Origin of the sequence: Micromonospora sp. WMMD712, from assembly GCF_029581295.1 — a bacterium.
GTDB classification, from domain to species: Bacteria; Actinomycetota; Actinomycetes; order Mycobacteriales; family Micromonosporaceae; genus Micromonospora; species Micromonospora carbonacea.
This window is the reverse complement of record NZ_CP120743.1, coordinates 818679-843665: the sequence shown is the minus strand read 5'-3', so window position 1 is coordinate 843665 and position 24987 is coordinate 818679. Positions and strand designations below refer to the sequence as shown.

23 protein-coding genes are annotated in these 24987 nt (G+C 73.4%); 12 read left to right on the top strand and 11 right to left on the bottom strand.

Features of this window, described 5'->3' with window-relative positions; genetic code table 11:
- Positions 1-13 precede the first annotated feature (13 nt).
- Positions 14-430, bottom strand: coding sequence for a DUF1232 domain-containing protein (locus O7633_RS03390; RefSeq protein ID WP_348776333.1), 417 nt, complete (start codon positions 428-430; stop codon positions 14-16).
- Positions 431-655: 225 nt separating this feature from the next.
- Between O7633_RS03390 and O7633_RS03385 the strand changes: the two genes are divergently transcribed.
- Positions 656-1561 carry a bile acid:sodium symporter family protein gene (locus O7633_RS03385; RefSeq protein ID WP_282325948.1) on the top strand — a complete coding sequence of 302 codons (906 nt, stop codon included), beginning with the start codon at positions 656-658 and terminating at the stop codon, positions 1559-1561.
- Positions 1562-1651: 90 nt separating this feature from the next.
- On the opposite strand, the gene O7633_RS03380 is transcribed toward O7633_RS03385, so the two are convergent.
- Positions 1652-3373 carry an aminotransferase class V-fold PLP-dependent enzyme gene (locus O7633_RS03380; RefSeq protein ID WP_282325947.1) on the bottom strand — a complete coding sequence of 574 codons (1722 nt, stop codon included), beginning with the start codon at positions 3371-3373 and terminating at the stop codon, positions 1652-1654.
- A gap of 196 nt (positions 3374-3569) precedes the next feature.
- On the opposite strand from O7633_RS03380, the gene O7633_RS03375 reads away from it, so the two are divergent.
- Positions 3570-4352, top strand: a complete 783-nt coding sequence (locus tag O7633_RS03375; RefSeq protein WP_282325945.1) for an inositol monophosphatase family protein — start codon at positions 3570-3572, stop codon at positions 4350-4352.
- A 132-nt stretch (positions 4353-4484) separates the two neighbouring features.
- Here O7633_RS03375 and O7633_RS03370 read toward each other — a convergent pair whose 3' ends face one another.
- On the bottom strand, positions 4485-5669 hold the full coding sequence (locus O7633_RS03370) for an acyl-CoA dehydrogenase family protein (protein WP_178065352.1): 1185 nt from the start codon (positions 5667-5669) through the stop codon (positions 4485-4487).
- Positions 5670-5904: 235 nt separating this feature from the next.
- Between O7633_RS03370 and O7633_RS03365 the strand changes: the two genes are divergently transcribed.
- On the top strand, positions 5905-6654 hold the full coding sequence (locus O7633_RS03365; RefSeq protein ID WP_178065353.1) for a DUF899 domain-containing protein: 750 nt from the start codon (positions 5905-5907) through the stop codon (positions 6652-6654).
- 141 nt (positions 6655-6795) lie between these two features.
- On the opposite strand, the gene O7633_RS03360 is transcribed toward O7633_RS03365, so the two are convergent.
- Positions 6796-7665 (bottom strand): helix-turn-helix transcriptional regulator, encoded by an 870-nt coding sequence (locus tag O7633_RS03360; protein ID WP_282325944.1) that lies wholly within the window; start codon positions 7663-7665, stop codon positions 6796-6798.
- 129 nt (positions 7666-7794) lie between these two features.
- Entirely contained in the window at positions 7795-8679 is an 885-nt protein-coding gene (locus O7633_RS03355; protein ID WP_074476316.1) for an alpha/beta hydrolase, read from the bottom strand.
- Between the two features lie 110 nt (positions 8680-8789).
- Here O7633_RS03355 and O7633_RS03350 point away from each other — a divergent pair, with 110 nt between their 5' ends.
- From O7633_RS03350 to O7633_RS03335, 4 genes are all read left to right on the top strand, one after another.
- Positions 8790-9128, top strand: coding sequence for a YciI family protein (locus tag O7633_RS03350; protein ID WP_074476317.1), 339 nt, complete (start codon positions 8790-8792; stop codon positions 9126-9128).
- Entirely contained in the window at positions 9125-10366 is a 1242-nt protein-coding gene (locus O7633_RS03345) for a sigma-70 family RNA polymerase sigma factor (RefSeq protein WP_348776316.1), read from the top strand. The genes O7633_RS03350 and O7633_RS03345 overlap by 4 nt, the downstream gene beginning before the upstream one ends.
- Positions 10367-10478: 112 nt before the next feature.
- Positions 10479-11279 (top strand): SDR family oxidoreductase, encoded by an 801-nt coding sequence (locus O7633_RS03340; RefSeq protein WP_074476319.1) that lies wholly within the window; start codon positions 10479-10481, stop codon positions 11277-11279.
- A 204-nt stretch (positions 11280-11483) separates the two neighbouring features.
- Complete coding sequence (locus tag O7633_RS03335; RefSeq protein ID WP_282325943.1) at positions 11484-12953, top strand: MFS transporter; 1470 nt, start codon at positions 11484-11486, stop codon at positions 12951-12953.
- 586 nt (positions 12954-13539) lie between these two features.
- On the opposite strand, the gene O7633_RS03330 is transcribed toward O7633_RS03335, so the two are convergent.
- Together O7633_RS03330 and O7633_RS03325 are read right to left on the bottom strand one after the other, a co-directional pair.
- On the bottom strand, positions 13540-15078 hold the full coding sequence (locus O7633_RS03330; protein WP_282325942.1) for a GMC family oxidoreductase N-terminal domain-containing protein: 1539 nt from the start codon (positions 15076-15078) through the stop codon (positions 13540-13542).
- 211 nt (positions 15079-15289) lie between these two features.
- Entirely contained in the window at positions 15290-15940 is a 651-nt protein-coding gene (locus tag O7633_RS03325) for a TetR-like C-terminal domain-containing protein (RefSeq protein WP_074476322.1), read from the bottom strand.
- Between the two features lie 96 nt (positions 15941-16036).
- On the opposite strand from O7633_RS03325, the gene O7633_RS03320 reads away from it, so the two are divergent.
- The 3 genes from O7633_RS03320 to O7633_RS03310 all read left to right on the top strand — a co-directional run bounded on the left by O7633_RS03320 (position 16037) and on the right by O7633_RS03310 (position 18742).
- Positions 16037-17383 carry a carotenoid oxygenase family protein gene (locus O7633_RS03320; RefSeq protein ID WP_282325941.1) on the top strand — a complete coding sequence of 449 codons (1347 nt, stop codon included), beginning with the start codon at positions 16037-16039 and terminating at the stop codon, positions 17381-17383.
- 170 nt (positions 17384-17553) lie between these two features.
- Positions 17554-18147 carry a hypothetical protein gene (locus tag O7633_RS03315; RefSeq protein WP_043969043.1) on the top strand — a complete coding sequence of 198 codons (594 nt, stop codon included), beginning with the start codon at positions 17554-17556 and terminating at the stop codon, positions 18145-18147.
- Complete coding sequence (locus tag O7633_RS03310; RefSeq protein WP_282325939.1) at positions 18137-18742, top strand: copper resistance CopC family protein; 606 nt, start codon at positions 18137-18139, stop codon at positions 18740-18742. The genes O7633_RS03315 and O7633_RS03310 overlap by 11 nt, the downstream gene beginning before the upstream one ends.
- A 79-nt stretch (positions 18743-18821) precedes the next feature.
- On the opposite strand, the gene O7633_RS03305 is transcribed toward O7633_RS03310, so the two are convergent.
- Together O7633_RS03305 and O7633_RS03300 are read right to left on the bottom strand one after the other, a co-directional pair.
- The gene (locus O7633_RS03305; RefSeq protein WP_178065361.1) at positions 18822-19697 is read right to left on the bottom strand and encodes an SDR family NAD(P)-dependent oxidoreductase; all 876 of its coding nucleotides are present in this window, start codon (positions 19695-19697) and stop codon (positions 18822-18824) included.
- Between the two features lie 25 nt (positions 19698-19722).
- Entirely contained in the window at positions 19723-20196 is a 474-nt protein-coding gene (locus tag O7633_RS03300; RefSeq protein ID WP_282328459.1) for a carboxymuconolactone decarboxylase family protein, read from the bottom strand.
- A 452-nt stretch (positions 20197-20648) separates the two neighbouring features.
- On the opposite strand from O7633_RS03300, the gene O7633_RS03295 reads away from it, so the two are divergent.
- Together O7633_RS03295 and O7633_RS03290 are read left to right on the top strand one after the other, a co-directional pair.
- Positions 20649-21713, top strand: coding sequence for a carboxymuconolactone decarboxylase family protein (locus O7633_RS03295; RefSeq protein ID WP_282325938.1), 1065 nt, complete (start codon positions 20649-20651; stop codon positions 21711-21713).
- Positions 21714-22165: 452 nt separating this feature from the next.
- On the top strand, positions 22166-22945 hold the full coding sequence (locus tag O7633_RS03290) for a helix-turn-helix transcriptional regulator (protein ID WP_256095754.1): 780 nt from the start codon (positions 22166-22168) through the stop codon (positions 22943-22945).
- Positions 22946-23152: 207 nt separating this feature from the next.
- Here the strand turns inward: O7633_RS03290 and O7633_RS03285 are convergent, their stop codons facing one another.
- On the bottom strand, positions 23153-23854 hold the full coding sequence (locus O7633_RS03285; protein ID WP_282325936.1) for a maleylpyruvate isomerase family mycothiol-dependent enzyme: 702 nt from the start codon (positions 23852-23854) through the stop codon (positions 23153-23155).
- A complete protein-coding gene (locus O7633_RS03280) occupies positions 23851-24942 on the bottom strand; it encodes an SDR family NAD(P)-dependent oxidoreductase (protein WP_282325935.1) in 1092 nt (363 codons plus the stop codon). Before O7633_RS03280 ends, O7633_RS03285 begins: the two co-directional genes overlap by 4 nt.
- Between the last annotated feature and the right edge of the window lie 45 nt (positions 24943-24987).

Genomic DNA, 24987 nt, shown 5'->3' with positions numbered 1-24987 from the left:
ATACTGATGTAAGTCAATCGCTGGCCCCTTGCCGGATCCTGGGCGAAGACGCGCGCGAGGTGGCTGGTGTGCCGAGGAGCCGCTCGATGAGGCGGGCCTCGCCCGGCCAGGCGGCCAGCAGGACGTCCCGGGGCACCTGCCGGCAGGCGTAGCGCAGGGCGAGGGCCACCACGACGATGTCGTCGAGGGGCCCGATGACGGGCAGGAACTCGGGGATCAGGTCGACGGGGCTGGCCACCCAGAGGCCGGCGAGCAGGACGGCGACCTTGGCCCGGCGGGGCACCCTGGGGTCCCGGCGCAGCCGGCGGACCATGGTGACGCAGTCCGGGACGAAGGCGGCGAGGTCCCGCAGCAGGCCGGGCGGGAGCCGGCGGGCCAGCAGGATCAGCAGCGCCCACGAGGCGAGCAGCAGCGCGACCGCGCCGGCCAGGGCGACGGCCCAGTCGCGCCAGACAAGGCCATGATCGGGTACGAGGTGCACGACTCGTCAACGTAGCCGCGCCCCCGGGAGACGCGGGCAGGAGGTGCCGGTGTCAGCAGGAGCCCTTGTGTCAGCCGCCCATCAGGGCTGCGCATAGGGCAATCTTCGAGAACCGGGGTGGTGGCAGCCGGTGTGAAACTCATGGATCTCTTACTCCCGGAAGGCGGAGTCATCATGAGTAACGACACCGTGCTCATACTCTTCCCCATCGCCGTCGGCATCGTCATGCTCGGGCTCGGCCTCACGCTGACCCTCGACGACTTCCGCCGGGTGGTGCGCTATCCCAAGGCGATGGTCGTCTGCCTGGTCTCGCAGATGCTGATCCTGCCGGCGATCTGCCTGGGCCTGGTCGTCGCCTTCGACCTGCGACCCGAGCTGGCGGTCGGCATGATGCTGCTCGCCGCCTCACCGGGCGGCAGCACCGCCAGCCTCTACAGCCACCTGTTCAAGGGTGACCTCGCGCTCAACATCTCGCTGACCGCCGTCAACTCGGTGCTCGCGCTGTTCACCCTGCCGGTCATCGTGAACCTGTCGGTGGCGGGCTTCGTCGGCTCGGACAGCTCGATCGGCCTCCAGTTCGACAAGGTGATCCAGGTGTTCGCCCTGGTGCTGATCCCGATCGCGATCGGCATGGCCATCCGGGCGAGGTTCACCGACGCCGCCCTGCGCCTGGAGCGCGCCGTCAAGGTCCTGTCGGTGGTGGTGCTGATCCTGATGATCTCCAGTGTGATCGCCGGCCTCGGCGCGGAGGTGTTCGACATCCTCGGCGAGATCATCCTCGCGGTGGTGGCGTTCAACCTGATCAGCATGGGCCTCGGCTACTTCGGCCCCCGGCTGCTGCGCGTCGGCGAGCGGGAGTCGATCGCCTCGGCCTTCGAGATCGGCCTGCACAACGCCAGCCTGGCCATCACCATCGGGATGAGCCCGACGCTGCTCGACAACTCGACGATGGCGATGCCGTCGGTGACGTACGGCTTCGTCATGTTCTTCACCGCCGCCGTCTTCGGCGTCGTCGTCTCCCGGCGGGTGCGTGCGGGCACCGCCACCGGCGACTTCCCGGCGGCCCCGAGCCGGGTGTGATCCCCTGCCCGCGCCGGATCCGATCCCGATCCTGGTCGGGTCCGGCGCGGCCGTGGTCGTGGTCCTGCCGCCGTGGTGGCCCCGCCCCGGTCAGGGCGACGACGGCGCGTCCGGGGGCGCCACGCAGGCCGGCGGGAGGTGGAACCAGCGCAGCGCCTCCACGCCCGACGGCAGCCCGGTGGGGCCCTCGTCGAGGCGGTCGTCGCGGCCGGCGAGGATCCGCCGCGCCTCGCGCAGGTATCCGGCCAGGGCCTCCTCGCCGACCCGCTCCCGCCGGCCGACGGCCATCGGGCCGCCCGTCAGCAGAGGGCCCAGGTCGGCCAGGCGCAGCGGCCGCTCCGGGCCGCGGCGGTGTCGCCACAGGCCGGTGCGGGCGTCGAACCGGTAGTCGGTCAGCAGCCGGTGCCCGTGCCGGGCGATCAGGTCGACCGCGTCGACGAGATAGTCGGCGACCACGTCGGAGACGAAGTAGTTGAAGGTGATCCGCGCCCAGCCGGGCTTGATCCCCTCGCAGCCGAGGGCGATCTCCTCCCGGAACGCGCGGGAGCGTTCCTCGTCGATCCCCAGCAGGCGGTGGCCGTAGGGCCCCGCGCAGGAGCAGCCCCCGCGCGCCTGGATGCCGAACAGGTCGTTGAGCAACGCGACGACGAAGTTGTGGTGCAGGTGCCGGTCGCCGTGGCGGATCTGCACCGACACGATGGGCAGCCGCCGGGCCTGGGTGCTGCCGAGGATCTCGATCCCCGGGTTCGTCGACCAGCGGCGCAGCGCCCGCGACCACAGCCGCTCCTCGCGGGCCCGGATGACGTCGGTGCCGACGGCCTGCTTGAGGGCGAACACCAGCCCCGCCCGGATCGACTCGACGATCGCCGGCGTGCCGCCCTCCTCCCGCGCGACCGGGTCGTCGAGGTAGCGGTGGCCGACCGGGTCGACGAACGCCACCGTGCCGCCGCCCGGGGTCGTCGGCACCCGGTTGCGGGCCAGGTCCCGGCGCACCACCAGGATCCCGGGCGTCTGCGGGCCGCCGACGAACTTGTGCGGCGACAGGAAGACCGCGTCCTTGCCGTCGGCGGCCCCCGGGGTCGACTCGCCCATCCGGATCGGCACGTACGGGCCGGCGGCGGCGTAGTCCCAGCAGGACAGGGCGCCGTGGGCGTGCAGCAGCGCGGCGATCGAGTCGGTGTCGGAGAGGATCCCGGTGACGTTGGAGGCGGCGGAGAAGCTGCCGATGCGCAGCGGCCGGTCCGCGTACCGGGCCAGTTGCGCGGCGAGGTCCGCCCGGTCGATGTGCCCGTCCGGGTCCGCGCCGATGACGACCACCTCGGCGTACGTCTCGCGCCACGGCAGCTCGTTGGAGTGGTGCTCGTAGGGGCCCACGAACACCACCGGACGCTGCCGGGGCGGGATGCGGTCGAGCAGGCCGTGGCGGTGGGCCGGCCCGTGCGGCAGCCGCAGTTCGAGCATCCCGACCAGCTTGTCGACCGCCGCCGTGGCCCCCGAGCCGCAGAAGACGACGACGTGCTCGTCGGTGCCGCCGACGGCGTCGTGGACGGTGCGCCGGGCGTCCTCGCGCAGCCGCCCGGTGGCCAGGCCGGTGGCGGAGCTCTCGGTGTGGGTGTTGGCGTAGCGGGGCAGCACCCAGTCCCGGACGGCGTCCTCCACGAAGTCCAGCGCCCGCCCCGAGGCGGTGTAGTCGGCGTACGTGATCCGGCGCGGCCCGTAGGGCCCGTCCAGCACCTCGCCCTCGCCGACGACCCCGTCCCGGATCCGGGCCAGCAGCCGCTCCGCGCTGCCCGAAATGACCGATGTATCCATGACGTGCTGCCTCCCCGTGGCGCGACGGCGCCGGGGCAGGTCGGCGGGCGTCGATGCCCCGGGCGTCGGTCCCCAGTGTGCCCGAAGCGTCCGGGAGGGCTTCGCCGGCGGTGGCCGGCCGCCGCGCGACTGGTGCCGGGGCGGGCGTCGGTGCGACGATCGCGACCGTCCCTGCGGCCGACACGAGGAGAGCGCGATGGTCAGTGGTGCCGAGTTGGACGACTGCCGGCGGGTCGCCGAGGAGGCGGCGCGGCTCGGCGGCCGGGAGCTGCTGCTGCGCTTCGGCGACCACGGCCGGGTCGACCACAAGACGGCGTCCACCGACCTGGTGAGCGAGGCGGACCGGGCCAGCGAGGCACGCATCGTGGCGCTGCTGCGTGCCCGTCGGCCCGACGACGGCATCGTCGCCGAGGAGGGCAGCGGCCACACCGGCAGCTCCGGGCTGCGCTGGGTGCTGGACCCCCTCGACGGGACCGTGAACTACGTGTCCGGCGTGCCGTTCTGGTGCGTCAGCGTGGCCTGCGAGGAGCGGACGGCGCACGGGTGGCGGCCGGTGGTCGGCGTGGTCCTCGACCCGGTGCACGACGAGTTGTTCCACGCCGTGCGGGGCCGGGGCGCGTTCCGCGACGACGTCCCGCTGGCCCGCCGCGCGGGCGTCGCGCTCGACGAGGTGATCCTCGCCGCCGGGTACGCGTACGACGTGGCCCACCGCCGGGTGCAGGCGGCCGTGGTCACCGACCTGGCCGGCGACGTGCGCGGGGTGCGGATGCTCGGCTCCACCGCGCTGGCCCTGGCCTGGATCGCGGCGGGGCGCTGCGACGCGTACGTCGAGGACCGCACCTTCCGGTGGGACTGGGCGGCCGGGCTGGTGATCGCCGTCGAGGCCGGCGCGGCCGTCGAGGTGAGCGGCAGCCGCGTCCTCGCCGCCCCGCCGGAGCTGATCGACGGGCTGCGTCCCCGGGTCGCCGCGCTGGGCTGACGCGGCCCGGCGCGGGCGGCGGCGTGCCCGCAGGGGTGCGGCGGGCCGCCCGGCGAGGGGGTGCGCCGGACGGCCCGCCACGTGCGGGGAGCGCTCGGCAGAGCGCGTGGAGGGGCGGGGGACCGCGTCGCCTCAGATGAACAGGGTGTTCGGGCCCAGGCCGCAGGCGATCCGGCCGTACAGCTCGGTGTTGGTGTCGGGGTTGATCAGCCCGTGCAGGCTCATCGCGTTGACGTCGCGGACGATCCGCTGGATCGGCACGTCCCGGTAGATGGAGGTGCCGCCGCTGGCCGAGGCGAACAGGTCCACCGCCTCCTTGGCCAGCCGCGTGGCCCAGCCGTGGTCGGCGCGCACCCGGGCCCGCTCCTCGAGGGTCCACTCGGCGCCGGTGGCCGCCTTCGTGTCGACCAGGTCGGCGGCGTGGTAGGCGTGGAACTCGGCCTGCTCGATCTTCATGAGCGCGGTGCCGACCTTCAGGTGGGTGACCGGGGCCTCGCTCTGGTTCTCGTACTCCGTGTAGGTGATCTTCCGGCCGGGCAGCCGGTCGAAGAACTCGTCGCGGGCGGCCTTGGCCACGCCGACGGCCGCGCCCACGCCCGACGCCGCCGCGTTCAGCGCCGCCGGGGTGCGCCAGACGGGGGAGTCGGCGTTGCCCTGCGACAGGCCCTGCGGGATCATCGCCGCGCTCATCGGGATGATGTGGCTGTTCGGGACGAACAGGTCCCGGGCCACGGTGGTGACGCTGCCGGTCGCGGTCAGGCCGGTGGTGTACCAGTCGTCGACGATCTCCAGGCTGCCGATCGGCACCAGCGCCATGATCGGCTCCGGCTCGGCGTCGGGGCGCAGCACGACCACCGCGATCTCCTGCCACTGCGCGTGGTGGGCCCCGCTGATGAAGTGCCAGTTGCCGTTGACGACGACGCCCCCGTCGGTGGGCACGGCCGTGCCGCCGACGCTGTTGGTGCCGCACACCCGGGCGTGGGGAACGGCGAACACCTCGTCCTGGGCCTCGTCGGGGAAGAGGCCGGCGAGCCAGGTGGGGATCCACAGCACCGAGGTGACCCACGCGGTGCTGGCGTCGCCCCGGCCCAGCTCCGTGGCGACCGCCACGAGGGTGCGGGTGTCCACCTCGTACCCGCCGTAGCGGCGGGGCGTGCGGAGCCTGAACAGCCCCGCCTCCTCGATCGCGGCGACCGTCTCGTCGTGCAGCCGCCGATTCTCCTCCTGCCACGCCGCGTGCTTGCGGATCAGCGGGACGAGACCCGCCGCCCGCTGGACCAGCTCCTCACGGGTGGGTGCTTCGGTGGTCGTGGACACGTGTCCTCCTCAACGGGGCGACCGGATCGACCGTGGTCGTGTCGGCCAGGCGTCCTCGACGCTGTCACACTCCGCGGGCCGTGGCCTCTTCCGGATTGCCCGGCGTCCACACAGGACAGGTGAGGGCGAGACGGGGAGGGCACGAGGAGAGAAGTCGGCAGGCGGGGCCCGTGCCAGGCTCGCAGGTGTCGCCCGGCCTTCCCCAGGCCCGGCGGCGACCGTCGAGGGAGGAACGATGGCTTTTCCGCAGATCGTCTCGCGTGAGGAATGGACCACGGCCCGGGAGAAGCTCCTGGAGGAGGAGAAGGCGCTGACCCGGGCGCGCGACCAGCTCAGCGCCGCCCGCCGGGCCATGCCCGTGGTGCCGGTGGAGAAGGAGTACGTGTTCGCCTCGCCGTCGGGCCCGGTGACGCTGCTCGACCTGTTCCAGGGCCGCCGCCAGCTCATCGTGCGGCACTTCATGTTCGCCCCGGAGGCGAAGGAGGGCTGCGTCGGCTGCTCGATGCAGGCCGACAACGTCGGCAACCTGTCGCACATGCACGCCCGGGACACCTCGTTCGTGATGATCGCCCGCGCGCCGATCGAGAAGATCGAGCAGTTCAAGGCCCGGATGGGCTGGAGCCACATCCCGTGGGTCTCGTCATTCGGCAGCGACTTCAACTACGACTTCAACGTCTCGATGGAGAAGGGCGAGCTGCCGGCCGTCAGCTCGTTCATCCGCGACGGCGAGAAGATCTACCACGCCAGCTCGGTGTTCGACCGGGGCGGCGAGGTGTTCATCAACACCTACAACTACCTCGACGTCACCCCGCTGGGGCGGCAGGAGGAGGGGCTGGCCCACCCGTGGGACTGGTGGCGTCACCACGACCGCTACGACTCCGACGAGGCCGCCAACCCGGGCGAGAACTGGTGGACCGGGGTCAACAAGTTCCGGGTGCGCCAGGACGGCGCGGCCGCCCAGCCGGCGGAGGCCGGCACGCAGTGACGCCGGTGCGGTGGGGCGGCGACGTCCCACCCGTCGGGGCGGCCGGTTCCCGGCCGGGCGGCGCGGGCCGTCCCCCGGGAGCCGGCCGCCGCCGTGTGCGCGGCGGCGGGCGTCCGTGGCGGCTCCGCCCGGGCGGGCGGCTCAGGTGACGGTGACGCTGTGCCGGGGCGTGGGCGGCGGGGCCACGGCGGACGCGCGGCGGGGGATGCCGCCGAGCATCCGCAGCGCCGCCGACGACGGCGAGCCGGCCTCGACGGTGAAGGTCACCAGCATCAGGTCGGGGGTCTCCTCCAGCCGCAGCGTGTGCTGGTTGACCGTCAGCGCCCCGACCACCGGGTGCGCCATGTCGTAGGTCATCGACTCGCAGGTGCTCACCGGGTGCTCGGCCCACATGGCGGCGAACTCCGGGCTGCGCGACAGCAGCTCCTCGACCAGCCCGACGACCCGGCGGTCGCCCCGGTAGCGCCCCACGGCCATCCGCAGGTAGGCCACCACGGAGCGGGCCTTGCCCGGCCAGTCGGCGTACAGCTCGCGCATGCGGGGGTCGAGGAAGACCGAGCTGCTCATGTTGGGCGGCTCGTCGAGGTGCCAGGCGAGCAGCGCGTGGCCCAGCGGGTTCCAGGCGTGCACGTCGGTCGCGGCGCCGAGCACCATCGCCGGCACGTCGGGCATCATCGCGAGCATCTGCTGCAGGGCCGGCGGCGCCGCGTGGGCTCGGGCGACCCGGTCGCCCGCGGACCGGCCTGGGCGGGCCAGCACGAACAGGTGGGCGCGCTCGTCGCTGTCGAGCTGCAACGCACGGGCGACCGCGTCGAGCACCTCGTCGGACACGTTGTGCGCCTGGCCCTGCTCCAGCCGGGTGTAGTAGGAGACGCTGACCCCGGCGAGCTGGGCCAGCTCCTCGCGGCGCAGCCCGGAGACCCGCCGGCGCTCGCCGTAGCGGGTGAGGCCGGCGTCCTGCGGGCGGATGACGCCGCGACGCGATCGGAGGAACTCGCCCAGCGGATTCATGCGACTCAGTATGGCCGACGAGCATGACACTGTCAGTGGTACCCACCGTAGGAGTACCAACGGTTTCCGGCCGGGCGGGCGGTCTCCGCCGGACCCGGCCGGAGCCGGACGAGTGTCCTGATCGGACGGTCAGGCCGTCTCGGCCAGGAAGCGCAGGATGTGGGCGTTGGTGATCTCCGGCTGCTCGGTGAGCGGGACGTGCCGCGAGTCGGGGACCAGCGCGCCGGCCGACCCCTTCGGCAGGGCCTCGACGATCCGGGCGAGCTTCTCCTCGTTCATCGCGAAGGCGACGTCCTGCACGCCGAAGATGTTCAGCGTCGGCTGCGTCGGCAGGGCGCCCCACAGCGCGCCCTGCTCCGCCGCCCAGTCCGGGGTGCCGAAGGTCGCCGGCGGGAAGTTCGTCCGGTACATGCCCAAGGCGGCGTGCAGGTTCTCCGGCCGGCCCAGGGCGGCCCGGATGTCGGCCAGGTCCTGCGTGACGTCGTAGCCGTCGCGGGAGTACTTGTGCAGCATGAACTCCAGGAAGGCCAGGTCGTTGGCGGCGACCAGCTCGTCGGCGGCGGCCATCTGGAAGAACCAGAAGTGGGCCTGGACGTTGATGCCCCGGGGGTCGAGCAGATACTCGCCGAAGAACTGGAACGGCGGCACGTCGCAGGCGACCAGCCGCGACCAGCGCTCCGGCGCCTGCACGGCCGCGGCCCACGCGACGGCGGCCCCGAAGTCGTGGCCGATCAGCACCGCCCGCTCGTCGCCGCCGAGCACCTCGTGCAGGGCGTTGACGTCGCCCACCATGTCGCGGATGTGCTCGCTGCCGGGCGGCGGGACGGAGCTGGGGGCGAAGCCGCGGGTCCACGGCGTCACCACCCGGTAGCCGGCGTCGACCAGCACCGGCACCAGGTGCCGGAACGAGTTGGGGGTGAACGGGAAGCCGTGCACCAGCAGGGCCAGCGGGCCCTCGCCCAGTTCGCGGTATGCGATGTCGACCCCGTTGACGGTGACCTGAGATTGACGCATGGGATGCCTCCTCGGCGGGCATGGATTGCACCAAGACTGGCCGAGCCGCACACCCCCCGCTTCTTCCTGCGTGCTGCCTCGTTGTAATGCGCGGACCTGGGAGGGCGACGGTGGAGTACGCACTGGTGATCTATCACGACGAGGCCGGCGAGCTCAGCCCTGCGGAGATCGACGGGGACCCCCGGCACCGGGCCTGGCTCGACGAGGTGCGCCGCCGCGGGGCGTTCGCCGGCGGGCAGCGCCTGCGACCCGGCCGCGCCGGCCGCACGGTGCGCTCCCGGGCCGGGGCCACGCTGGTCTGCGACGGGCCGTTCGCCGAGGCCCGGGAGCAGGTGGGCGGGTTCGTCGTGCTGCGCTGCGCCGACCTCGACGAGGCGACGGAACTGGCCGCCCTGCACCCGTTCGCCGCGCTGGGCGTCATCGAGGTGCGGCCGGTCTGGACCCGGTGACCTTCCCGGTCGACGCCGCCGTGGCCACGGCGTTCCGCCGGGAGTACGGCCAGCTCGTCGGCACGCTGGTCGCCCTCACCGGGGACCGGGCCCTGGCCGAGGACTGCGTGCAGGACGCGTTCGCCGCCGCGCTGCAACGCTGGCCCGGCGAGGGCGTGCCCCGCCGGCCCGGGGCCTGGCTGACGACCGTGGCGCGCAACCGGGCCGTCGACCGGCTGCGGCACGAGAACATGGCCGCCGTCCGGCTGCGCGAGGCCGCGGTCACCCTGCCGACGTACGCGGACGCGCCGCCGGTGCCGCCGGTGATCCGGGACGCCCAGCTCCGGCTGATCTTCACCTGCTGCCATCCCGCGCTGTCGCTGACGTCTCAGGTCGCGCTGACCCTGCGTACCGTCGTGGGCCTCGGCCCAGCGGAGATCGCCCGCGCCCTGCTGGTCCCGCCGGGCACCCTCGCGCAGCGGCTGGTGCGGGCCCGGCGCGGCGTCCGCGAGGCCGGCCTGCGCGGCGAGCTGCCGCCGGCCGCCGAGCTGCCCGGCCGGGCCGCGGCGGTGCGCGCGGTGGTGTACCTGCTGTTCACCGAGGGGTACGCGGCCACGGCCGGCGTGGAGCTGCTGCGGCACGGGCTGTGCGCGGAGGCCGTGCGGCTGGCCCACCTGCTGGCCCGGCTGCTGCCCGACGATCCGGAGAGCCTCGGGCTGCTCGCGCTGCTGCTGCTGCACGACGCCCGGCGCGACGCCCGCACCGACGCGCACGGCGACCTGGTGCCGCTGGAACGGCAGGACCGCCGGCGGTGGGACCGGGGCCGCATCGCCGAGGGGACACGGCTGCTGGAGCGGGCCCTGCGCCACGGGCGGCCGGGCCTCTACCAGGTGCAGGCGGCGATCGCGGCCTGCCACGCGTGCGCCCCCGACGCCGCGCGCACCGACTGGGCGCAGATCGCCGGGCTCTACGCCGAGCTGGCCGAGCTGACGCCGTCGGCCGTGGTGCGGCTCAACCAGGCGGTGGCGGTCGCCATGGCGGACGGCCCGCAGCGGGGCCTGGAGCTGCTGGAGCGGGTGGAGCGCTCCGGCGACCTGGCCGGCCACCACCTCGTCCCGGCCGTCCGTGCCGACCTGCTGCGGAGGCTGGACCGGCGGGCCGACGCGGCCGGGGCGTACCGGCGGGCGCTGGAGCTCGCCGGCAACGACGTCGAGCGCCGGTACCTGCGGGACCGCCTGGCGGAGGTCACCGGAAGCTGACCGGATCAAGCACAACAAATCGGCGGCAAATGTATATTTCCCGAAGGGTCGCCCGTCGGTCTGACGAACCGGTCCGGCGTCGCCGGACCCGCCCACGACGAGGGGATCACACATGCTGCTGGAGAACAGGACGGCGATCGTCTACGGCGCCGCCGGCGCGCTGGGCAGCGCCGTGTCGCGTGCCTACGCCCGCGAGGGCGCCACGCTCTACCTGGCCGGCCACCACTTCGACCGGGTCGAGATGCTCGCCAAGGAGATCGCCGCCGACGGCGGCCGGGCGTACGCCCACCAGGTCGACGCCCTCGACCCGGAGGCGGTCGACGCCCACGCGGAGCTGGTCGCCGAGCGGGCCGGGAGCATCGACGTGTCGTTCAACGCCGTCGGCCTGGACCACGTGCAGGGCGTCCCGCTGCGCGAGCTGGACCTGGACGACTTCCTGCTGCCGATGAACACCTTCGTGCGCACCCAGTTCCTCACCACGGCGGCGGCGGCGCGGCGGATGGTGGAGCAGCGCAGCGGCGTCATCGTGGTGCTGTCGACGTCCGCCGCGCGGGCGCCCATGCCCTCCGGCGGCTTCGGCGTGGCGTGCGCCGGCATCGAGTCGCTGGCCCGGGAGCTGGCGGGCGAGGTGGGCCCGTTCGGGGTGCGGGTGGTCTGCCTGCGTCCCGACGCGATCCCGGAGAGCGTGCAGCACGGCTCGTACGTCCGCGAGACGTGGCGGCGCGCGGCCGAGGCGAACGGGGCGACCCTGGAGGACATGCTCGCCGCCAAGCCGGGCATGCCGAACCCGCTGCTGGGCCGGGCGGTGACCCTGGCGGACGTGGCCGGCACCGCCGTGTACCTCGCCTCGGACCTGTCCAGCGGCCTCACCGGCTCGATCACCACCGTCGGGTGCGGAGTGCTCGTCGACTGACGGCCCGTCGGCTGCCCGGGGGTCGCGCCCCCGGGCAGCCCACGCCCCCTCGACGGCGGGCGGGAAATAGAGCAAGCTCGAAGAGCGCGTCGACCGGGTAGCGTGGAACGGGACCGGCACGGCGGGTGCCGAGGGTGCCACTGCCAGTGGTACGCATGGCAGGGAGATGGGTAGCCGGGCCGCGGCTACCTAGGGTTCGTGGGCATGGCGGAGAACCAGAGCACGTCGGAGCAGCTCAGCTCCGCGCAGAAACTTGCCCTATTCGTCCTGCTCGGCGCACAGTTCATGCTGTCGGTCGACTTCTCGATCCTCAACGTGGCACTGCCCCGGATGGGGGAGGGCGTCGGCCTGTCGCTGGCCGACCTGCCGTGGGTGGCCAGCGCGTACGCGCTGCCCGCCGCCGGCTTCACGCTCCTGTTCGGCCGGGTCGCCGACCTGTTCGGCCGCCGGCGGCTGTTCCTGACCGGCATCGCGTTGCTCACCGTGGCCTCACTGCTCGGCGGCTTCGCGAACAACGCGGCGATGCTGCTCAGCGCCCGCGTGCTCCAGGGCTTCGCCAACGCGATCGCCATCCCGGCCGCGATGGCGCTGCTGATCACCACCGTCTCCGACGAGCGGGCCCGCGCCCGGGTGCTCGGCCTCAACGGCGCGCTGCTCTCCGGTGGCTTCACCGTCGGGGCCCTGGTCGGCGGCAGCCTGGTCAGCGCCCTGGACTGGCGCTGGGCGTTCTGGATCAACGTGCCGGTGGCGGTCGCCATCATGGTGCTGACCCCCCTGGTGATCAAGGAGAGCGTCCGTCCCGCCGGCGTCAAGCTCGACGTGCCCGGCGCCGTCACGGTCACCGCCGGCCTGCTCGCCCTGGTCTACGGCGTGAGCATGCAGAGCTGGATCGCCCTCGTCGTCGGCGCGGTGCTCATCGCGGCCTTCTGGTTCGTCGAGCTGAAGGCCAAGGCGCCCCTGGTGTCGCTGACCCTGCTCAACCGGCCGAACATCAAGTGGGGCAACTACGGCGGCATCGTCGCCTTCGTGATGGCCAGCGGCGTCAACTTCGGCCTCACCCTCTACATGCAGGACGTGCTCAAGATGGCCCCGTTCACCACCGGCCTGGTGTTCGGCGGGCCGGGCCTGGTCGCCGTCGTCGCGGGCGTCATCGCCGGCCGCATGATCGGCCGGTACGGCTACCGCAACGTCCTCGCCGTCGGCCTGCTGGCGCAGGGCCTGACCACCGCCCCGCTGCTGCTGACCGGCACGTCGACCACGCCCAGCCTGGCCCTGATCGTGCCGTCGCTGTTCCTGATGTACTTCGGGCACGTCACCGCCGTCGTCGCCTACACGGTGACCGCCACCTCCGGCCTGGACGACTCGCAGCAGGGCCTGGCGACCGGCCTGGCCACCCTGGCCCAGCAGATCGCGGTCACCATCGGCATCCCGATCTTCGGCGCGCTCGTGGCCGCCCGCACGGACGTGCTGGACGGCGTCCACTTCGCCATGCAGGTGCAGATCGTGGTGATCCTGGTGTCGGTGGCGCTGATCTGGATCGGTCTGCGGGACCGGGGCATCCCGGCCGGGCCGTCGTCGTCGGCCGCCGAGCGGCAGGAGCCGGTGGACACCGCCGAGGCGCAGCAGCCCGCGCCGGTGCCGGTGCCGCGCAAGGTCAGCGAGAACACGGTCTAGGCGCCCCCCCCAGCGCGCCTACCGACCGCGGTGCACGGAGCGTCGGTCCGCACCCCCCTGGGCGCTCCGTGCACCGCATGGTCGGCCCGCGGGCCGTCTGCCACCTGGCGGGCGGCCCGTGCGGCGTCGGGCAGCGTGTCCCGGCCCAGCCGGCTGACAGTGCCGCCCTGAGGGCGGTCCCGGCCGGCTTGGCGGTGCCGACCCGACGGCGCGCAGGGAACCCCGCCTGCGGCGGGTGGTCCTGTCGGCGCCTACGCAGCTGAGTCAGCTACGACATCACGCCGCCAGGCCCAGTGCCTGTCGGCGCGCCGAGCAGCGCCGGCCCTGCTGCGGGCGACCGAGCCGAACAGCACCGGACCGACCCCGGGCGACCGAGCCGGCCGGCGTGATGTCGTAGCTGACTCAGCTCCCTAGTCGACGACGCGAGGTCCCGGGAAGGCGGCACCCGCCCCGCCGCCGGCCACCCGCGTCCGCTCCTGGAACGCCTCAGGCCGCGAGACCTCAGCCCCGAGACCCCGGGGGCACGCAGCGAGACGGGCGTCCCGCGGGGTTTCGCACCGCGGGACGCCCGTGCCGGTGGGACCGGTCAGGACTGCCGGAGCCAGTCGGCGAGCCGCTCGCCGATCATGATGGAGGTGAGGTTGGTGTTGCAGTTGACGATCGACGGCATGACGGAGGCGTCGCAGACGTACAGGGCCTCGGTGCCGTGCACGCGCAGCCGCTCGTCGACCACCGCCCCCTCGTCGCCGGCCGCGCCCATCCGGGCGGTGCCGACGGGGTGGTAGCCGCTGTCGAGGCTGAGCCTGACGTAGTGACGCATCAGCTCGTCGTCGGCGACCATGTCCTCGCCGAGCACCACGAACCGCTGCCCCTGGTCGTTGATGCCCGCCGTCTGCATGAACTGCCAGCACTGGCGCACGGCGGCGACGAGGGTCTGGATGTCGCGCTCGGTGTCGAGGAAGTTGAGCACGACGTCCGGCGGGGCGGTGGGGTCGGCCGAGGTGAGGGTGAGCCGTCCCCGGGACTCGGGCCGCTGGTGCACGACCATCACCCCGAAGATCGTCTTCGCGGCGGCCAGCATCTGCAGCTCCGGGAAGAGCGTCAGGTCGAAGTGGTTGATCATGTAGTACTGGAGGTCGTTGAACTCCGCCGAACCCGGCGCGGTGGTCCGCAGGATCGTCTGCAGGAACGGGTCCTCGGGGCTGAAGCTCCCCTCCTGCGGCACCATGAACGCGCCGGTACGCGGGTGGTCGATCAGGTCGGCGCCCACCCCGGGCCGGTCCAGCAGCACGTCGATGCCCAGCCGCCGCAGGTCCCCGGCCGGGCCGATGCCCGAGCGCATGAGGATGGCGGGCGAGTTGACCGCGCCGGCGGCCAGCACGACGGCGCCGGCCTCGATCACCTCGGTGCCGCCGCCGGGCTTGGCGACCTCGACGCCGCGCGCCCGGTTGCCGGTGAACAGCACCCGGTTGACCTGGACCCCGGAGCGGATCTCCAGGTTCTCCCGGCCCCGGGCCTCGGCCAGGTATCCCATCGCGGTGGAAAACCGGTGGCTGCCCTGGCGGTTGGACGGGATGGGGCCGACGCCGGTGGCCTCCGGGTGGTTGTGGTCCTCGACCTCCGGGAAGCCGGCCTTGACGCAGGCGTCGCGGAACACGTGCTGCACCGGGGTCATCTCGTCGGGCGTGAACCGGTGGATCGGGATGGGGCCGCCCTTGCCGTGGTACTCGTTGTCGAAGTCCTGGTCGTCCTCGAGCCGCTTGTAGAACGGCAGCACCTCGTCCCAGGCCCAGGCCGGGTTGCCCAGCTCGGCCCACTCGTCGAAGTTGTTCGGCGTGCCGCGCAGCGCGATGGTCGCCCCGACGGCGGAGGAGCCGCCGGTGACCTTCCCGCGCGGGAAGATGATCCGCCGGCGGTCGGTGATCTCGGCCTTGAAGTGCCAGTCGTGGCGGTCCATCGACATGGCGCTGCCGTCGAGCAGGTCGGTCGGGGTCTCGGCCACCGTCGCGAAGTCGGGGCCCGCCTCCAGCAGCAGCACCCGGCGGGCGGGGTCCTCACTGAGCCGGGCGGCCAGCGCGGCTCCGGCGGAGCCGGATCCGACCACCAGATAATCGATTCCGTGCATCATCGGCGTCCTTCGGTGCGTGGGGGGATGGGCGATCCTGTCGCGTGGGCGGACAGGTGTGGATGCGCTTCCATTGCGGACGTGCTCGGGACCCGTCCTGAGCATCACACCGGGGGATGCGCGTCGCTTCTCCGCCGTTGCCGTGCGCGATCGTGGTGCGCAGGATCGCCGTGCGCCGTCGCCGCGTGCTCTCCGCCGCGCCGGGCCGCCGTCAGGCGCGGGGGGAACGCCGGCGGCGGGCCCGGGCCAGGGAGGCGGCGGTCGCCTCGTAGTCGTCGCCCGCGCCGGCCATCAGCGAGCGCAGCTGCGCCTCGAAGCAGACGTCGGCGTCGTACGGGTCGATCAGGTAGCCGCCGAGCTCGAGGCTCACCAGCCCGTGCAGGGCGATCCACATGTTCTGTGCGACCAGCAGCGGATCCCCGGCGCGGAACCGGCCCTGCTCGGTGGCCCGGGCCACCGCGTCGACCAGCGGCTGGAGCGTGTACTTGCCGTGCTGCCGGTCGCCGTCGGCCAGGGCGAACCCGCCGAGCGCGGCGCTGCCGAACATGACCTGGTAGAGCTGCGGGTGGTCGAGGGAGTTGGCCCGGTAGGCGTAGCCGAGCGCCATCACGTCGGCGACCGCGTCGGAGGTGGCCCGCACGGTCGACATGCGCCGGTGCAGGCGGGCGAAGCCCTCGTGCACCATCGCCCGGACCAGGTTGTCCATGCCGCCGAAGTGCGTGTAGACGGCCGTGGTCGAGGTGCCCACGGCGGCGGCGAGGCGGCGCGTGGTGAGGCCGGCGGCGCCCTCCTCGGCGAGCAGTCGGGCCGCCGCCTCCAGCAGGGCGGTCGCCAGGGTCGGGTCGATTCGGCGCGGGCTCACGTTGACATGATCTCACGCCCGGCGTACCTTCAATGAAGTAACGCTGTTACGTAACCGCGATACGCAAAAAGATCGCCCCAGCTCGTGGAGGCCGCAATGAGCGTCGTCGCCCTCGCCCCCAGAACCCTCTCCCGAAACGACAACCGGCGCCCCGTCGCCACCGAGGCGACGGAGCTCGACCTGACGGTCACCGGGCGGCTGCCCGCCGAGCTGGACGGCTGCTTCGTGCGCATCGGGCCGAACCCGATGGGCGGCGACCGGCCCGGCCACGCCCTCGTCGGCGACGGCATGGTGCACGGCGTGCGCCTGCGCTCCGGCCGCGCGCTGTGGTACCGCAACCGGTGGATCCGCACCGACCGCACCACCCGCGCCCTGGGCGAGCTCGCCCTGCCCGGCCCGCGGCACGGGCTGTCCGACAACGCCAACGCCAACGTCATCCGGCACGGCGGGCGCACCCTGGCCCTCGGCGAGGCCGGCGTGCTGCCGGTCGAGCTGGACGACGAACTGGGCTCGGTGGCCCGCATCGACTTCGACGCCACCCTGCCGCACGGCTTCGCCGCCCACGCCGAGTGCGACCCGGTCACCGGCGAGCTGTTCGCCGTGGCCTACTACCACGAGCTGCCGTACGTCGAGCATCTCGTGCTGACCCCCGAGGGGCGGGTGCGCCGCAGCGAGCGCGTCGAGGTCGCCGGGCCGCCGCTGATGCACTCCCTGGCGCTGACCGACCGGCACTCGGTGCTGTTCGACCTGCCGGTCACCTTCTCGCCGACGCTGGCCCGCGCGGGCTCCCGCTTCCCGTACGCGTGGCAGCGCGGGCGCGCGGCGCGGCTCGGGCTGCTGCCCCGGGAGGGGCGCGGGGCCGACGTGCGCTGGTTCGACGTCGACCCCTGCTACGTCTTCCACCCCGTCAACGCCTACGAGGTCGACGACACGTGCGTGGTCGACGTGGTGCGCCACGACCGGGTCTTCGACCGCGACCTGCACGCCCCGGGGGAGTCCGCGCCGACGCTGTGGCGCTGGACGCTGGACCTGACCCGGGGCACGGTCGCCGCCGAGCAGCTCGACGACATCCCCCAGGAGTTCCCCCGCATCGACGAGCGCCGCAAGACGATGCGGCACCGGTACGCCTACACGGTGGCCATGCAGTCCGGCGCGGGGGTGCTGGGCGGCTCCGCCCTGCTGCGCCACGACCTGCTGCGCCGCGAGGTGGCGGTGCACGACTTCGGGCCGCACCGGGAGGCGGGGGAGGCGGTCTTCGTCCCGCGCGGGCCGCTCTCGGCCGAGGACGACGGCTGGCTGCTGACGTACGTCCACGACGGGCGCACCGGCCGCAGCGATCTGGTGGTGCTCGACGCCGGCGACTTCACCGGGGAGCCGGTGGCCGTCGTGCACCTGCCCGGCCGGGTGCCCAGCGGCTTCCACGCCAACTGGATCGGCTCCTGACCCCGGGCCCGCGGAACGGACGGGTTTCCGACAGCACCTGGGCAATCTGGAGGAACTGCGGCGCGGGTCGGCCGGTTAGCTTCGCGGCAGCCGCTGTCTCGCCCGCCACGGGCCGTACGGCGATTCTCCCGCGTTTCCACTCTCCCGCGTCCTTACGGAAGGTGCAAAAGATGTCCCAACCCCTCTCCACCGCCGCTCCGTCCTCGGGGCTGCTCGGCCGGCTCAACGGGGCCCACCACCGGGCCGCCCTCAACGTCTTCCTCTTCGTCGTGCTGGCGCACTGGGCCGAGCACCTGGTGCAGGCGTACCAGATCTGGGTGCTCGGCATGCCCCGGCCCAAGGCCCGGGGGGTGCTCGGGCAGTTCTACCCGTGGCTGGTCTCCTCGGAGTGGCTGCACTACGGCTACGCCATCGTGATGCTGGTCTTCCTCTTCGCGCTGCGCCGAGGCTTCGTCGGCCGCGCCCGCACCTGGTGGACCGTGGCGCTGGCCATCCAGTTCTGGCACCACATCGAGCACTTCCTGCTGCTGTGGCAGGTGCAGTCCGGCACCATGTTCTTCGGCCAGAAGGTGCCGACCAGCATCCTCCAGCTCGTGCTGCCGCGGGTGGAGCTGCACCTGTTCTACAACTCCGTGGTCTTCATCCCCATGGTGATCGCGATGTACCTGCACCTGCGGCCGAACCGGCAGGAGCAGGAGCTGATGACGTGCAGCTGCGTCGGGCACCGCGTCGCCGGCCGGTCCCTCGCGCCTCATGCCGCGTGAGCTGAGCCGCCCGCCCGGCGGCCGTCGCCGGGCGGCGGCCACCGCCGTGGTGGCGGCGGTCGTCGGGCTGCTCGCGCTCACCCCCGGCGCGGCCCGGGCCGCCGACGGCCCGGTCACCTCCGAACCGTCGGCCGGCGCGGTGCTCACCACCGCGCCGGCCGAGGTGACCCTGGGCTTCGCCGCCGAGGTCGACGAGGGACAGTCGCACGTCGCGGTGCTCGACGCGGACGGCGGGCGGCTCACCGACGCCGAGCCGACCCGCGTCGGCTCCACCCGGCTGCGGCTGCCGCTGGGCGTCGACGCCGCCGGCGACTACACGGTCGCCTACCACGTCACCTTCGCCGACGGCACGACCAGCACCGGGGCGTACCGGTTCAGCGTGGGCACCGGCGTCGCGCCGGCCCCGCTCGACGACGCCGCGCGTCAGGCCAGCACCAACGTGGTGGTCGACGCGCACGGGCACGGCATCGACGGCTTCAGCGCCTTCCTGCTGTTCGTCGACGGCGCGGTCCTGGCCGTGGTCGTCGCCCTGCTGTGGCTGCGCCCGCGCGGCGGGCGGGCGGGGTCCCTGCGCATCGACGAATCCCGGGCCTGACGGGCGAGGGCACGTGACGGCACCCCGGGCAACGCGCAGCGGCGCCGACGAGATCCGTCGGCGCCGCTCGTGCGGGCGGTCAGGGGATGGGGAAGAACGCGCGGACGAACTTCTCCCACCCGCGCTCACCGATCATCGCCCGCATCTTCGGCAGCAGGCGCGGCGGCATGCCGAGCCGGTAGCGGATGCGCGGGTTCGGGGTGGAGACCGCCGTCTCCAGGACCTTGGCGACGTTCTCGGCGCGGACGGCGATCTTGCCGCGCAGCGGCGGGTTGTCGCTGAGCCGGTACGCCTGGTGCCAGTCGACGAAGTGCTCCCAGAAGTCCCGGTACAACGCGGGGTTGTCGTGCGAGTCCATGCCCAGGTCGGCGACGCTGTCGGGGACGAAGCCGCCCAGGATGGGCGCCGGCTGGAGCACGACCACCTTGATGCCGAACGGGGCGACCTCCAGGCGCAGGGAGTCGCTGATGGCCTCCAGCGCGTGCTTGGTGGCCTGGTAGTAGCCCCGGCCCGGGGTGGCGAACATGCCGAAGATCGACGACATCATGATGATCCGGCCGCCGCCCTGCTCCCGCATGCCGGGCAGGACCAGCTGGGTGAGCCGGCACAGCCCGAAGACGTTCGTCTCGAACTGGGCGCGGACCTCGTCCATCGGGGTCTCGCCGATGGTGCCGTTGAGGCTGTACGCGGCGTTGTTGATCAGCGTGCCGACCGCGCCGTGCTCGTCGGTGATCCGCTTGACCGCTGCGGCCATCGACTCCTCGTCGTTGACGTCGAGGTAGAGCACCGTGATGCCCTCGTCGGCCAGGTCGGCCAGGGCCTCCACGTTGCGTCCGGTGGCGTAGACGGGCCAGCCGGCCCGGTGCAGCCGCAGCGCGGTGGCCTTGCCGCTGCCCGAGGACATTCCGGTGCCCGACGAGGCGCCGGTCAGCAGGATGGCGCGTGACTGGGTCATGATGGCGTCCCTTCCCGGCCGCGGGTCACTCGTCGCCGAGCCGCGCGATGCGGCTGCGGTCGACCGACGAGCCCAGCCCCGTGGCGTCGACCAGCCGGTTGATGAACGCGAACAGGCAGGCGCAGAAGACCGCCTCCAGCATCTCGGCGTCGCTCCAGCCGGCGGCGGCGGCCTGCTCCCAGTCCGCGTCGGTGATCTTGTACGAGCCGGTGCTCACCTTGGTCACCAGCCGCATGAGCGGCAGGGTGCGCTCGTCGACGGGCAGGTCCTCGACGCTGTCGGCGTCCGACACCGCCTCCAGCAGCTCGTCGCTGCCGCCGAACTGGCTGAGGAACCAGCTGTGCGTCCCGACGCAGTACGGGCAGCCGTTCAGCTTGGACGTCCAGGCCGAGATCAGCTCCTTGAGCTGCCGGGGCAGGGTGTCCCCGCCGAAGATGCCGCCGTAGCCGGCGACCACCACCGCGAGCAGCCGCGGATTGGTGGAGGTGAGCCGGAACATGTCGGGCACGAATGGGAGCCCGGTGACCGCCTTGATTTCCTCGTAGAGTTCGGCGGTACGACCCTGGGCCTGATCCTCGTCAATCAGCGGGACTCTGATTCCCGGCTGTCTCGTCGTCGTTTCCATGAGCCATCTCCTCGTTGCTCGGGCGATCTGGGGCCAGGCGAACGACGGTGCGTTCCACGACGAAGTAGGGCCGCTGTCGGCGCTGGCCGCAGCAATCTCCGACGGGGCTGCGGGGCGACACGGAAACGCTGGCGAAGACGGTCGGGCAGCGATTCCGCTGGCCCATGATGGCACGTCGTCGCAGCTGGAGTGCTCTCCCAGATTGCCTACTGCGGGAACTGTCCCGCAGTTGAACCGTCGGCGCGGCTGGGCCGTACTGCCTACTGGCTGAAGGCACTTTTCGCCGATAACCTGTTTTCAATTCACAGAGACGGATGAGGTACGTGATGCCGGCAAGTGTTCTGCGACCGGTGCTGGGCTCGCTCGGTTTGACGCAGATCCGATACGTCGACGCGGTGCGTCGGGGGCGGGCCAGTGGCCTGGTGGCCGAGGTGTACAGGCAGGTGGAAAGGGACTTCGGTGTGCTGGCCCCACCGATGGCCCTGCACGCCCCGGCGCCGGAGGTGCTGGCCGCGGCGTGGCTGCTCATGCGGGAGACGCTGATCGTGTCCGGGGCCGCCTCGCGGGCGGCCAAGGAGACGGTGGCCACCTCGGTCTCGCTGGGCAACACCTGCCCGTACTGCGCGACCATCCACAACAACGCGCTGGGCCTGCTCACCGGGGTCGGCGTGGGCGTGGACGGCCGCGCCCGGCCCGACCCGGGGTCCGGCGGCGGCCCGGCGGAGCTGGAGGGGCTCGTCGGCTGGGCGATGCCGGTCGGTGGGAACCCGCCACCGGCGCCGTTCCCCGCCGCCCAGACGCCGGAGCTGGTCGGGGTGGCGGTGCTGCTGCACTACCTCAACCGGGTGGTGAACGTCTTCCTGCGCGACGTGCCGCTGCCGCCGGGGGTGCCGGAGCTGGCGCTGCCCATGGTGCTGCGGGTGCTGGGCTGGGCGATGATGGGCGCGTCGCGCCGGCCGCACGGGCCCGGCCTCTCGCTGGACCTGCTGCCGGCCGCGCCGCTGCCGGCGGACCTGTCCTGGGCGGCGGGCAGCCCGACGATCGCGGAGGCGTTCGGCCGGGCCAGCGCGGCGATCGAGGCGGCGGGTCGGCGCTCGGTGCCCGAGGCGGTGCGCGACCTGGTGCTGGCCAACCTGGTCGGCTGGCACGGCGGTCCGCGGGGGATCAGCCGGTCCTGGGTGGAGGGTCTGGTCGAGGGGCTTCCCGAAGCCCAGCGGCCCGTCGCCCGGCTGGCCCTGCTGGTCGCCTTCGCGTCCTACCAGGTGGACCCGACGGTCGTGCGGGGCTGCCGGCTGGCGGGCGTGGACGACCGGGCGCTGGTGGAGGTTTCCGCCTGGTCGGCGATGGCCGCGGCCCGGTGGTTGGGCGGCAGGCTCGCGGCGCCGCAGTGATCAACTATGGACAGGGCTCGCATCGCCGACCAATTCGGATAATCGCTGCGTCTGTCAGATTAAATCGCCTCGCCGGCCGTGGGAACATTCGAAAGTCCCGTATTGATTGATCTCCATGCATGGTATCGTCCTACTCCATCCGGACCACTTAGGACACTCACGGTAAGCGCGGCCCGATACGTTTCGGTCCGCACTTGCGCCACCCGACAGGCCGGTGGACTGGCATTTCTCCACAATTCGAGCCGGGTGATCGAACACCTGTTCCGTCACGGAGCGACGACGAGGTCGTGGCGACCCTGGGCAGGGCAACGCCGCCGGTCGTGGGGGGTATCCCGCGGCCGGCGGCGCCATACCCGGGCCGGTCGCGCCGGGTATGGCCGGAGTGTCCCCAACGTGTTCACCGAATGGAGTGATTGGCCGTGCACAACGCCGTCGAAAGAGCCATCTCGATCATGTGGGATCGTTACCACGAACCCCTGTCACTCGACGCAATGGCCGATTCGGCCTTTCTCAGCCGCTTTTACTTCTCTCGGTTGTTCCGGTCGAAGACGGGCACTTCGCCGGGCCGATTCCTGACCGCGATCCGGCTCTACAAGGCCAAGAACCTGCTGCTCGAGACCGACATGAGCGTCACCGACATCGCCTATGCCGTCGGCTACAACAGCCTGGGCACCTTCATCAGCCGCTTCACCCGCAGTGTCGGCATCTCGCCGGCCCGCTACCGCTGGCTCGCCGAGAACGGCATCCCGCAGCTCTCCCGCACCCGCACGGCCGGCCCGCGCCGCCGGGCCACCATCTCCGGACGCCTCGTCCTGCCCCCGGTCGACGTGCCGGTGAAGGTCTACGTCGGCGTCTTCGACAGCCCCATCGTGCAGGGCCTGCCGGCCTCCTGCGACATCCTGGAGGCCTCCGGCGAGTACGTGCTGCGCGACGTGCCGGAGGGCGAGTGGTACCTGCGCGCCGCCGCGATCGCGCTCGGTGACATCGCGGCCCGCCCGTCCATGCGCCGCCCCCTCGCCGTCGGCGCGTACGACGCGCTCACCGTGGGCTCCGGCGTCAACCTCACGGTGGACCTGGAGCTGCACCACACCGGCGTGTTCGACCTGCCCATCCTGATCGCGCTTCCCGAGCTGGACAGCACCGACCCGGCGGCCCGCAACCGCCGCGCCTTCGCCCGCAACGACCGGCGCACCGCGCGGCCGTCCCGGGTGCTGCACCGGGCCAAGTCGTGACCGCCACCCCCGGGCGGTGGCGGCCCCGGACCCCGGGCCCTGGCCCGGCGCGGCGGGGCCGCGGATCGGGCGGCGCGGCCGCCACCGGGGGATGAGGGCGCGCGCCGAACGGGACCCGGCGACGCGCTCGGATCGATCCCCCACGGAAGAAGGCGGCGGGCCGGTGCCCCGGGGGCACCGGCCGGCAGCCGACAGCGGTGCGCCGGCTCAGCCCACGGCACCGGCGACGGGCGACTCCGGCACCCGGAACGGCCCCCAGGTGAACGCCGGCAGCCAGCGCCCCGGATCGGCGCTCCACCGCAGCGACCGGATCTGCGCCGCGCTGCGGCGACCGGCCAGCGCCAGATAGACCTCGTGCCACGGGCCGGCGAGGGTGACCGTCGGCTCGCCCGTTCCCGCCACGGCGTCGCCGTGCTCGGTCCGCACCGCCAGCGGCGGCAGGCCGTGCCCGTCGAGCGAGGCGGACAGCCCCTTGAGCAGGACGCCGGAGGCCACCGGCAGCGCCGGGTGGTCGACCGGCGGGGCGACGCCCAGCGCCTGACGCAGGTCCAGCTCGTGGGTGAAGGCGTCCATCACCAGGATGTGCCCGTCCATCGAGCCCGGACCGGCGAGGAACTCCTCCACCGGCCCGCTCAGCCGCTCCCACTCGGCGAGCAGCTCCGGCACCCCGCCGTCGGGCGTCGGGCCGGGGACCGCGCCGGTGACCCGGCCGTGCACCCGCGCGCAGACCTCCACGAGGTGCGCGACGAGCTCCCGGACCGTCCAGTCCGGACAGTGTGCCACCGGCCGCGCGTCGGCCCCGGGCGGCGCCTCGGCGAGCAGCTCCGCGGTGGCCCGCCGGACCTGGCGGTAGGCCGCGACGGCGGTGGCCCCGGTGGACGGCGACGGGTGCGGTTCGACGATGGTCATGATCGTGCCTCCCTGCGCGGCGGCGCCGCGGCTTCGACGGGACCCGCCGCGGGCGCGGCGGGAACGACGGGTGCGCCGGCCAGACCGGCCTGGCCGGCGGTGAGCCGCCCCGTGCGGTGCAGCCAGCGCACCGTGTCGACGAGCGTCTCGCCGATCGGCCGGGGCGCCGGCCCCGCCGACCGGGCCGCCTCCTGCGGGCGGGCGTCGGTGGCGCAGACGTAGCACGCCCCGTACTCGGCCGGGATGTGCCACGGCCACACCCGCTGCACCAGGTCGGTGGCGTAGGCGAAGGGCAGCATCGCCCGGGCCGGCAGGAACAGCGTGGGCAGCCGGCGGCCGGTCGCCTCGCGGACGGCCCGCACGTAGTCGCGGGTGCTCAGGTAGCGGCCCGGCCCGAGGTGCCGCCCGCCGTCCTCGGCCGGCGCGGTGGCCAGCTCCGCGAGCAGGGCGGCGGTGTCCCGGACGTCGCCGACCGGGAAGCCGCCGGTGGGCCACATCGGCATCAGGCCGCGCAGCACGTTACGCAGCCGGGCGTTCTGGTCGCCGAGCTTCGGGTCGTGCGGCCCGAGCAGGGCGGGCGGATAGGCGATCACCACCGGGTCGCCGTGCGCCTGGTGGCCCCGGGCGACCCGCTCCGCGGCGGCCTTGCTCGCCAGGTACGTCTCCCCGGCGGTGGTCGGCGGCGACTGCGGGCCCACCGTCCCGGCCGGGGACGGCGCCAGCGCCCCGAACGTCGACACGTGCACCGAGCGACCCACCCCGAGGCGGCGGGCCGCCGCCAGCACCACCTGCGTGCCACGGGCGTTGGTCCGGCGGGTCGCCTCGTGCGACCGGCTGTCGAACGAGTAGACCGACGCGGCGTGCACCAGCGCGTCCACGCCGCGCACCGCCCGCGCCACCGCCGTCTCGTCGACGACGTCGCCGTCGACGACGTGCACCGCGTCGTCCGGCACCGACAGCGGCGTCAGGGCCGGGGCGACCCGGCGCGGATCGCGGGCCAGCACCCGCACCCGGTGCCCGGCCGCGACGAGCGCCGCCACCGTGTGCGCGCCGACGAAGCCCGTACCGCCCGTCACGAGCACCAACATCGCGAGCTCCTCTCCGCCCGCGACCGGCGCGGTGCCGCGCGGCGC

Bases quoted from the DNA above. Each gene is read 5' to 3' on its own strand.
- O7633_RS03365 (WP_178065353.1), top strand. From the start codon at position 5,905: ATGGCTTTTCCGCAGATCGTCTCGCGTGAGGAATGGACCACGGCCCGG.
- O7633_RS03340 (WP_074476319.1), top strand. From the start codon at position 10,479: ATGCTGCTGGAGAACAGGACGGCGATCGTCTACGGCGCCGCCGGCGCG.
- O7633_RS03375 (WP_282325945.1), top strand. From the start codon at position 3,570: ATGGTCAGTGGTGCCGAGTTGGACGACTGCCGGCGGGTCGCCGAGGAG.
- O7633_RS03360 (WP_282325944.1), bottom strand. From the start codon at position 7,665: ATGAATCCGCTGGGCGAGTTCCTCCGATCGCGTCGCGGCGTCATCCGC.
- O7633_RS03280 (WP_282325935.1), bottom strand. From the start codon at position 24,942: ATGTTGGTGCTCGTGACGGGCGGTACGGGCTTCGTCGGCGCGCACACG.
- O7633_RS03355 (WP_074476316.1), bottom strand. From the start codon at position 8,679: ATGCGTCAATCTCAGGTCACCGTCAACGGGGTCGACATCGCATACCGC.
- O7633_RS03320 (WP_282325941.1), top strand. From the start codon at position 16,037: ATGAGCGTCGTCGCCCTCGCCCCCAGAACCCTCTCCCGAAACGACAAC.
- O7633_RS03295 (WP_282325938.1), top strand. From the start codon at position 20,649: ATGCCGGCAAGTGTTCTGCGACCGGTGCTGGGCTCGCTCGGTTTGACG.
- O7633_RS03385 (WP_282325948.1), top strand. From the start codon at position 656: ATGAGTAACGACACCGTGCTCATACTCTTCCCCATCGCCGTCGGCATC.
- O7633_RS03305 (WP_178065361.1), bottom strand. From the start codon at position 19,697: ATGACCCAGTCACGCGCCATCCTGCTGACCGGCGCCTCGTCGGGCACC.
- O7633_RS03330 (WP_282325942.1), bottom strand. From the start codon at position 15,078: ATGCACGGAATCGATTATCTGGTGGTCGGATCCGGCTCCGCCGGAGCC.
- O7633_RS03310 (WP_282325939.1), top strand. From the start codon at position 18,137: ATGCCGCGTGAGCTGAGCCGCCCGCCCGGCGGCCGTCGCCGGGCGGCG.
- O7633_RS03300 (WP_282328459.1), bottom strand. From the start codon at position 20,196: ATGTTCCGGCTCACCTCCACCAATCCGCGGCTGCTCGCGGTGGTGGTC.
- O7633_RS03285 (WP_282325936.1), bottom strand. From the start codon at position 23,854: ATGACCATCGTCGAACCGCACCCGTCGCCGTCCACCGGGGCCACCGCC.
- O7633_RS03315 (WP_043969043.1), top strand. From the start codon at position 17,554: ATGTCCCAACCCCTCTCCACCGCCGCTCCGTCCTCGGGGCTGCTCGGC.
- O7633_RS03290 (WP_256095754.1), top strand. From the start codon at position 22,166: ATGTGGGATCGTTACCACGAACCCCTGTCACTCGACGCAATGGCCGAT.
- O7633_RS03380 (WP_282325947.1), bottom strand. From the start codon at position 3,373: ATGGATACATCGGTCATTTCGGGCAGCGCGGAGCGGCTGCTGGCCCGG.
- O7633_RS03335 (WP_282325943.1), top strand. From the start codon at position 11,484: ATGGCGGAGAACCAGAGCACGTCGGAGCAGCTCAGCTCCGCGCAGAAA.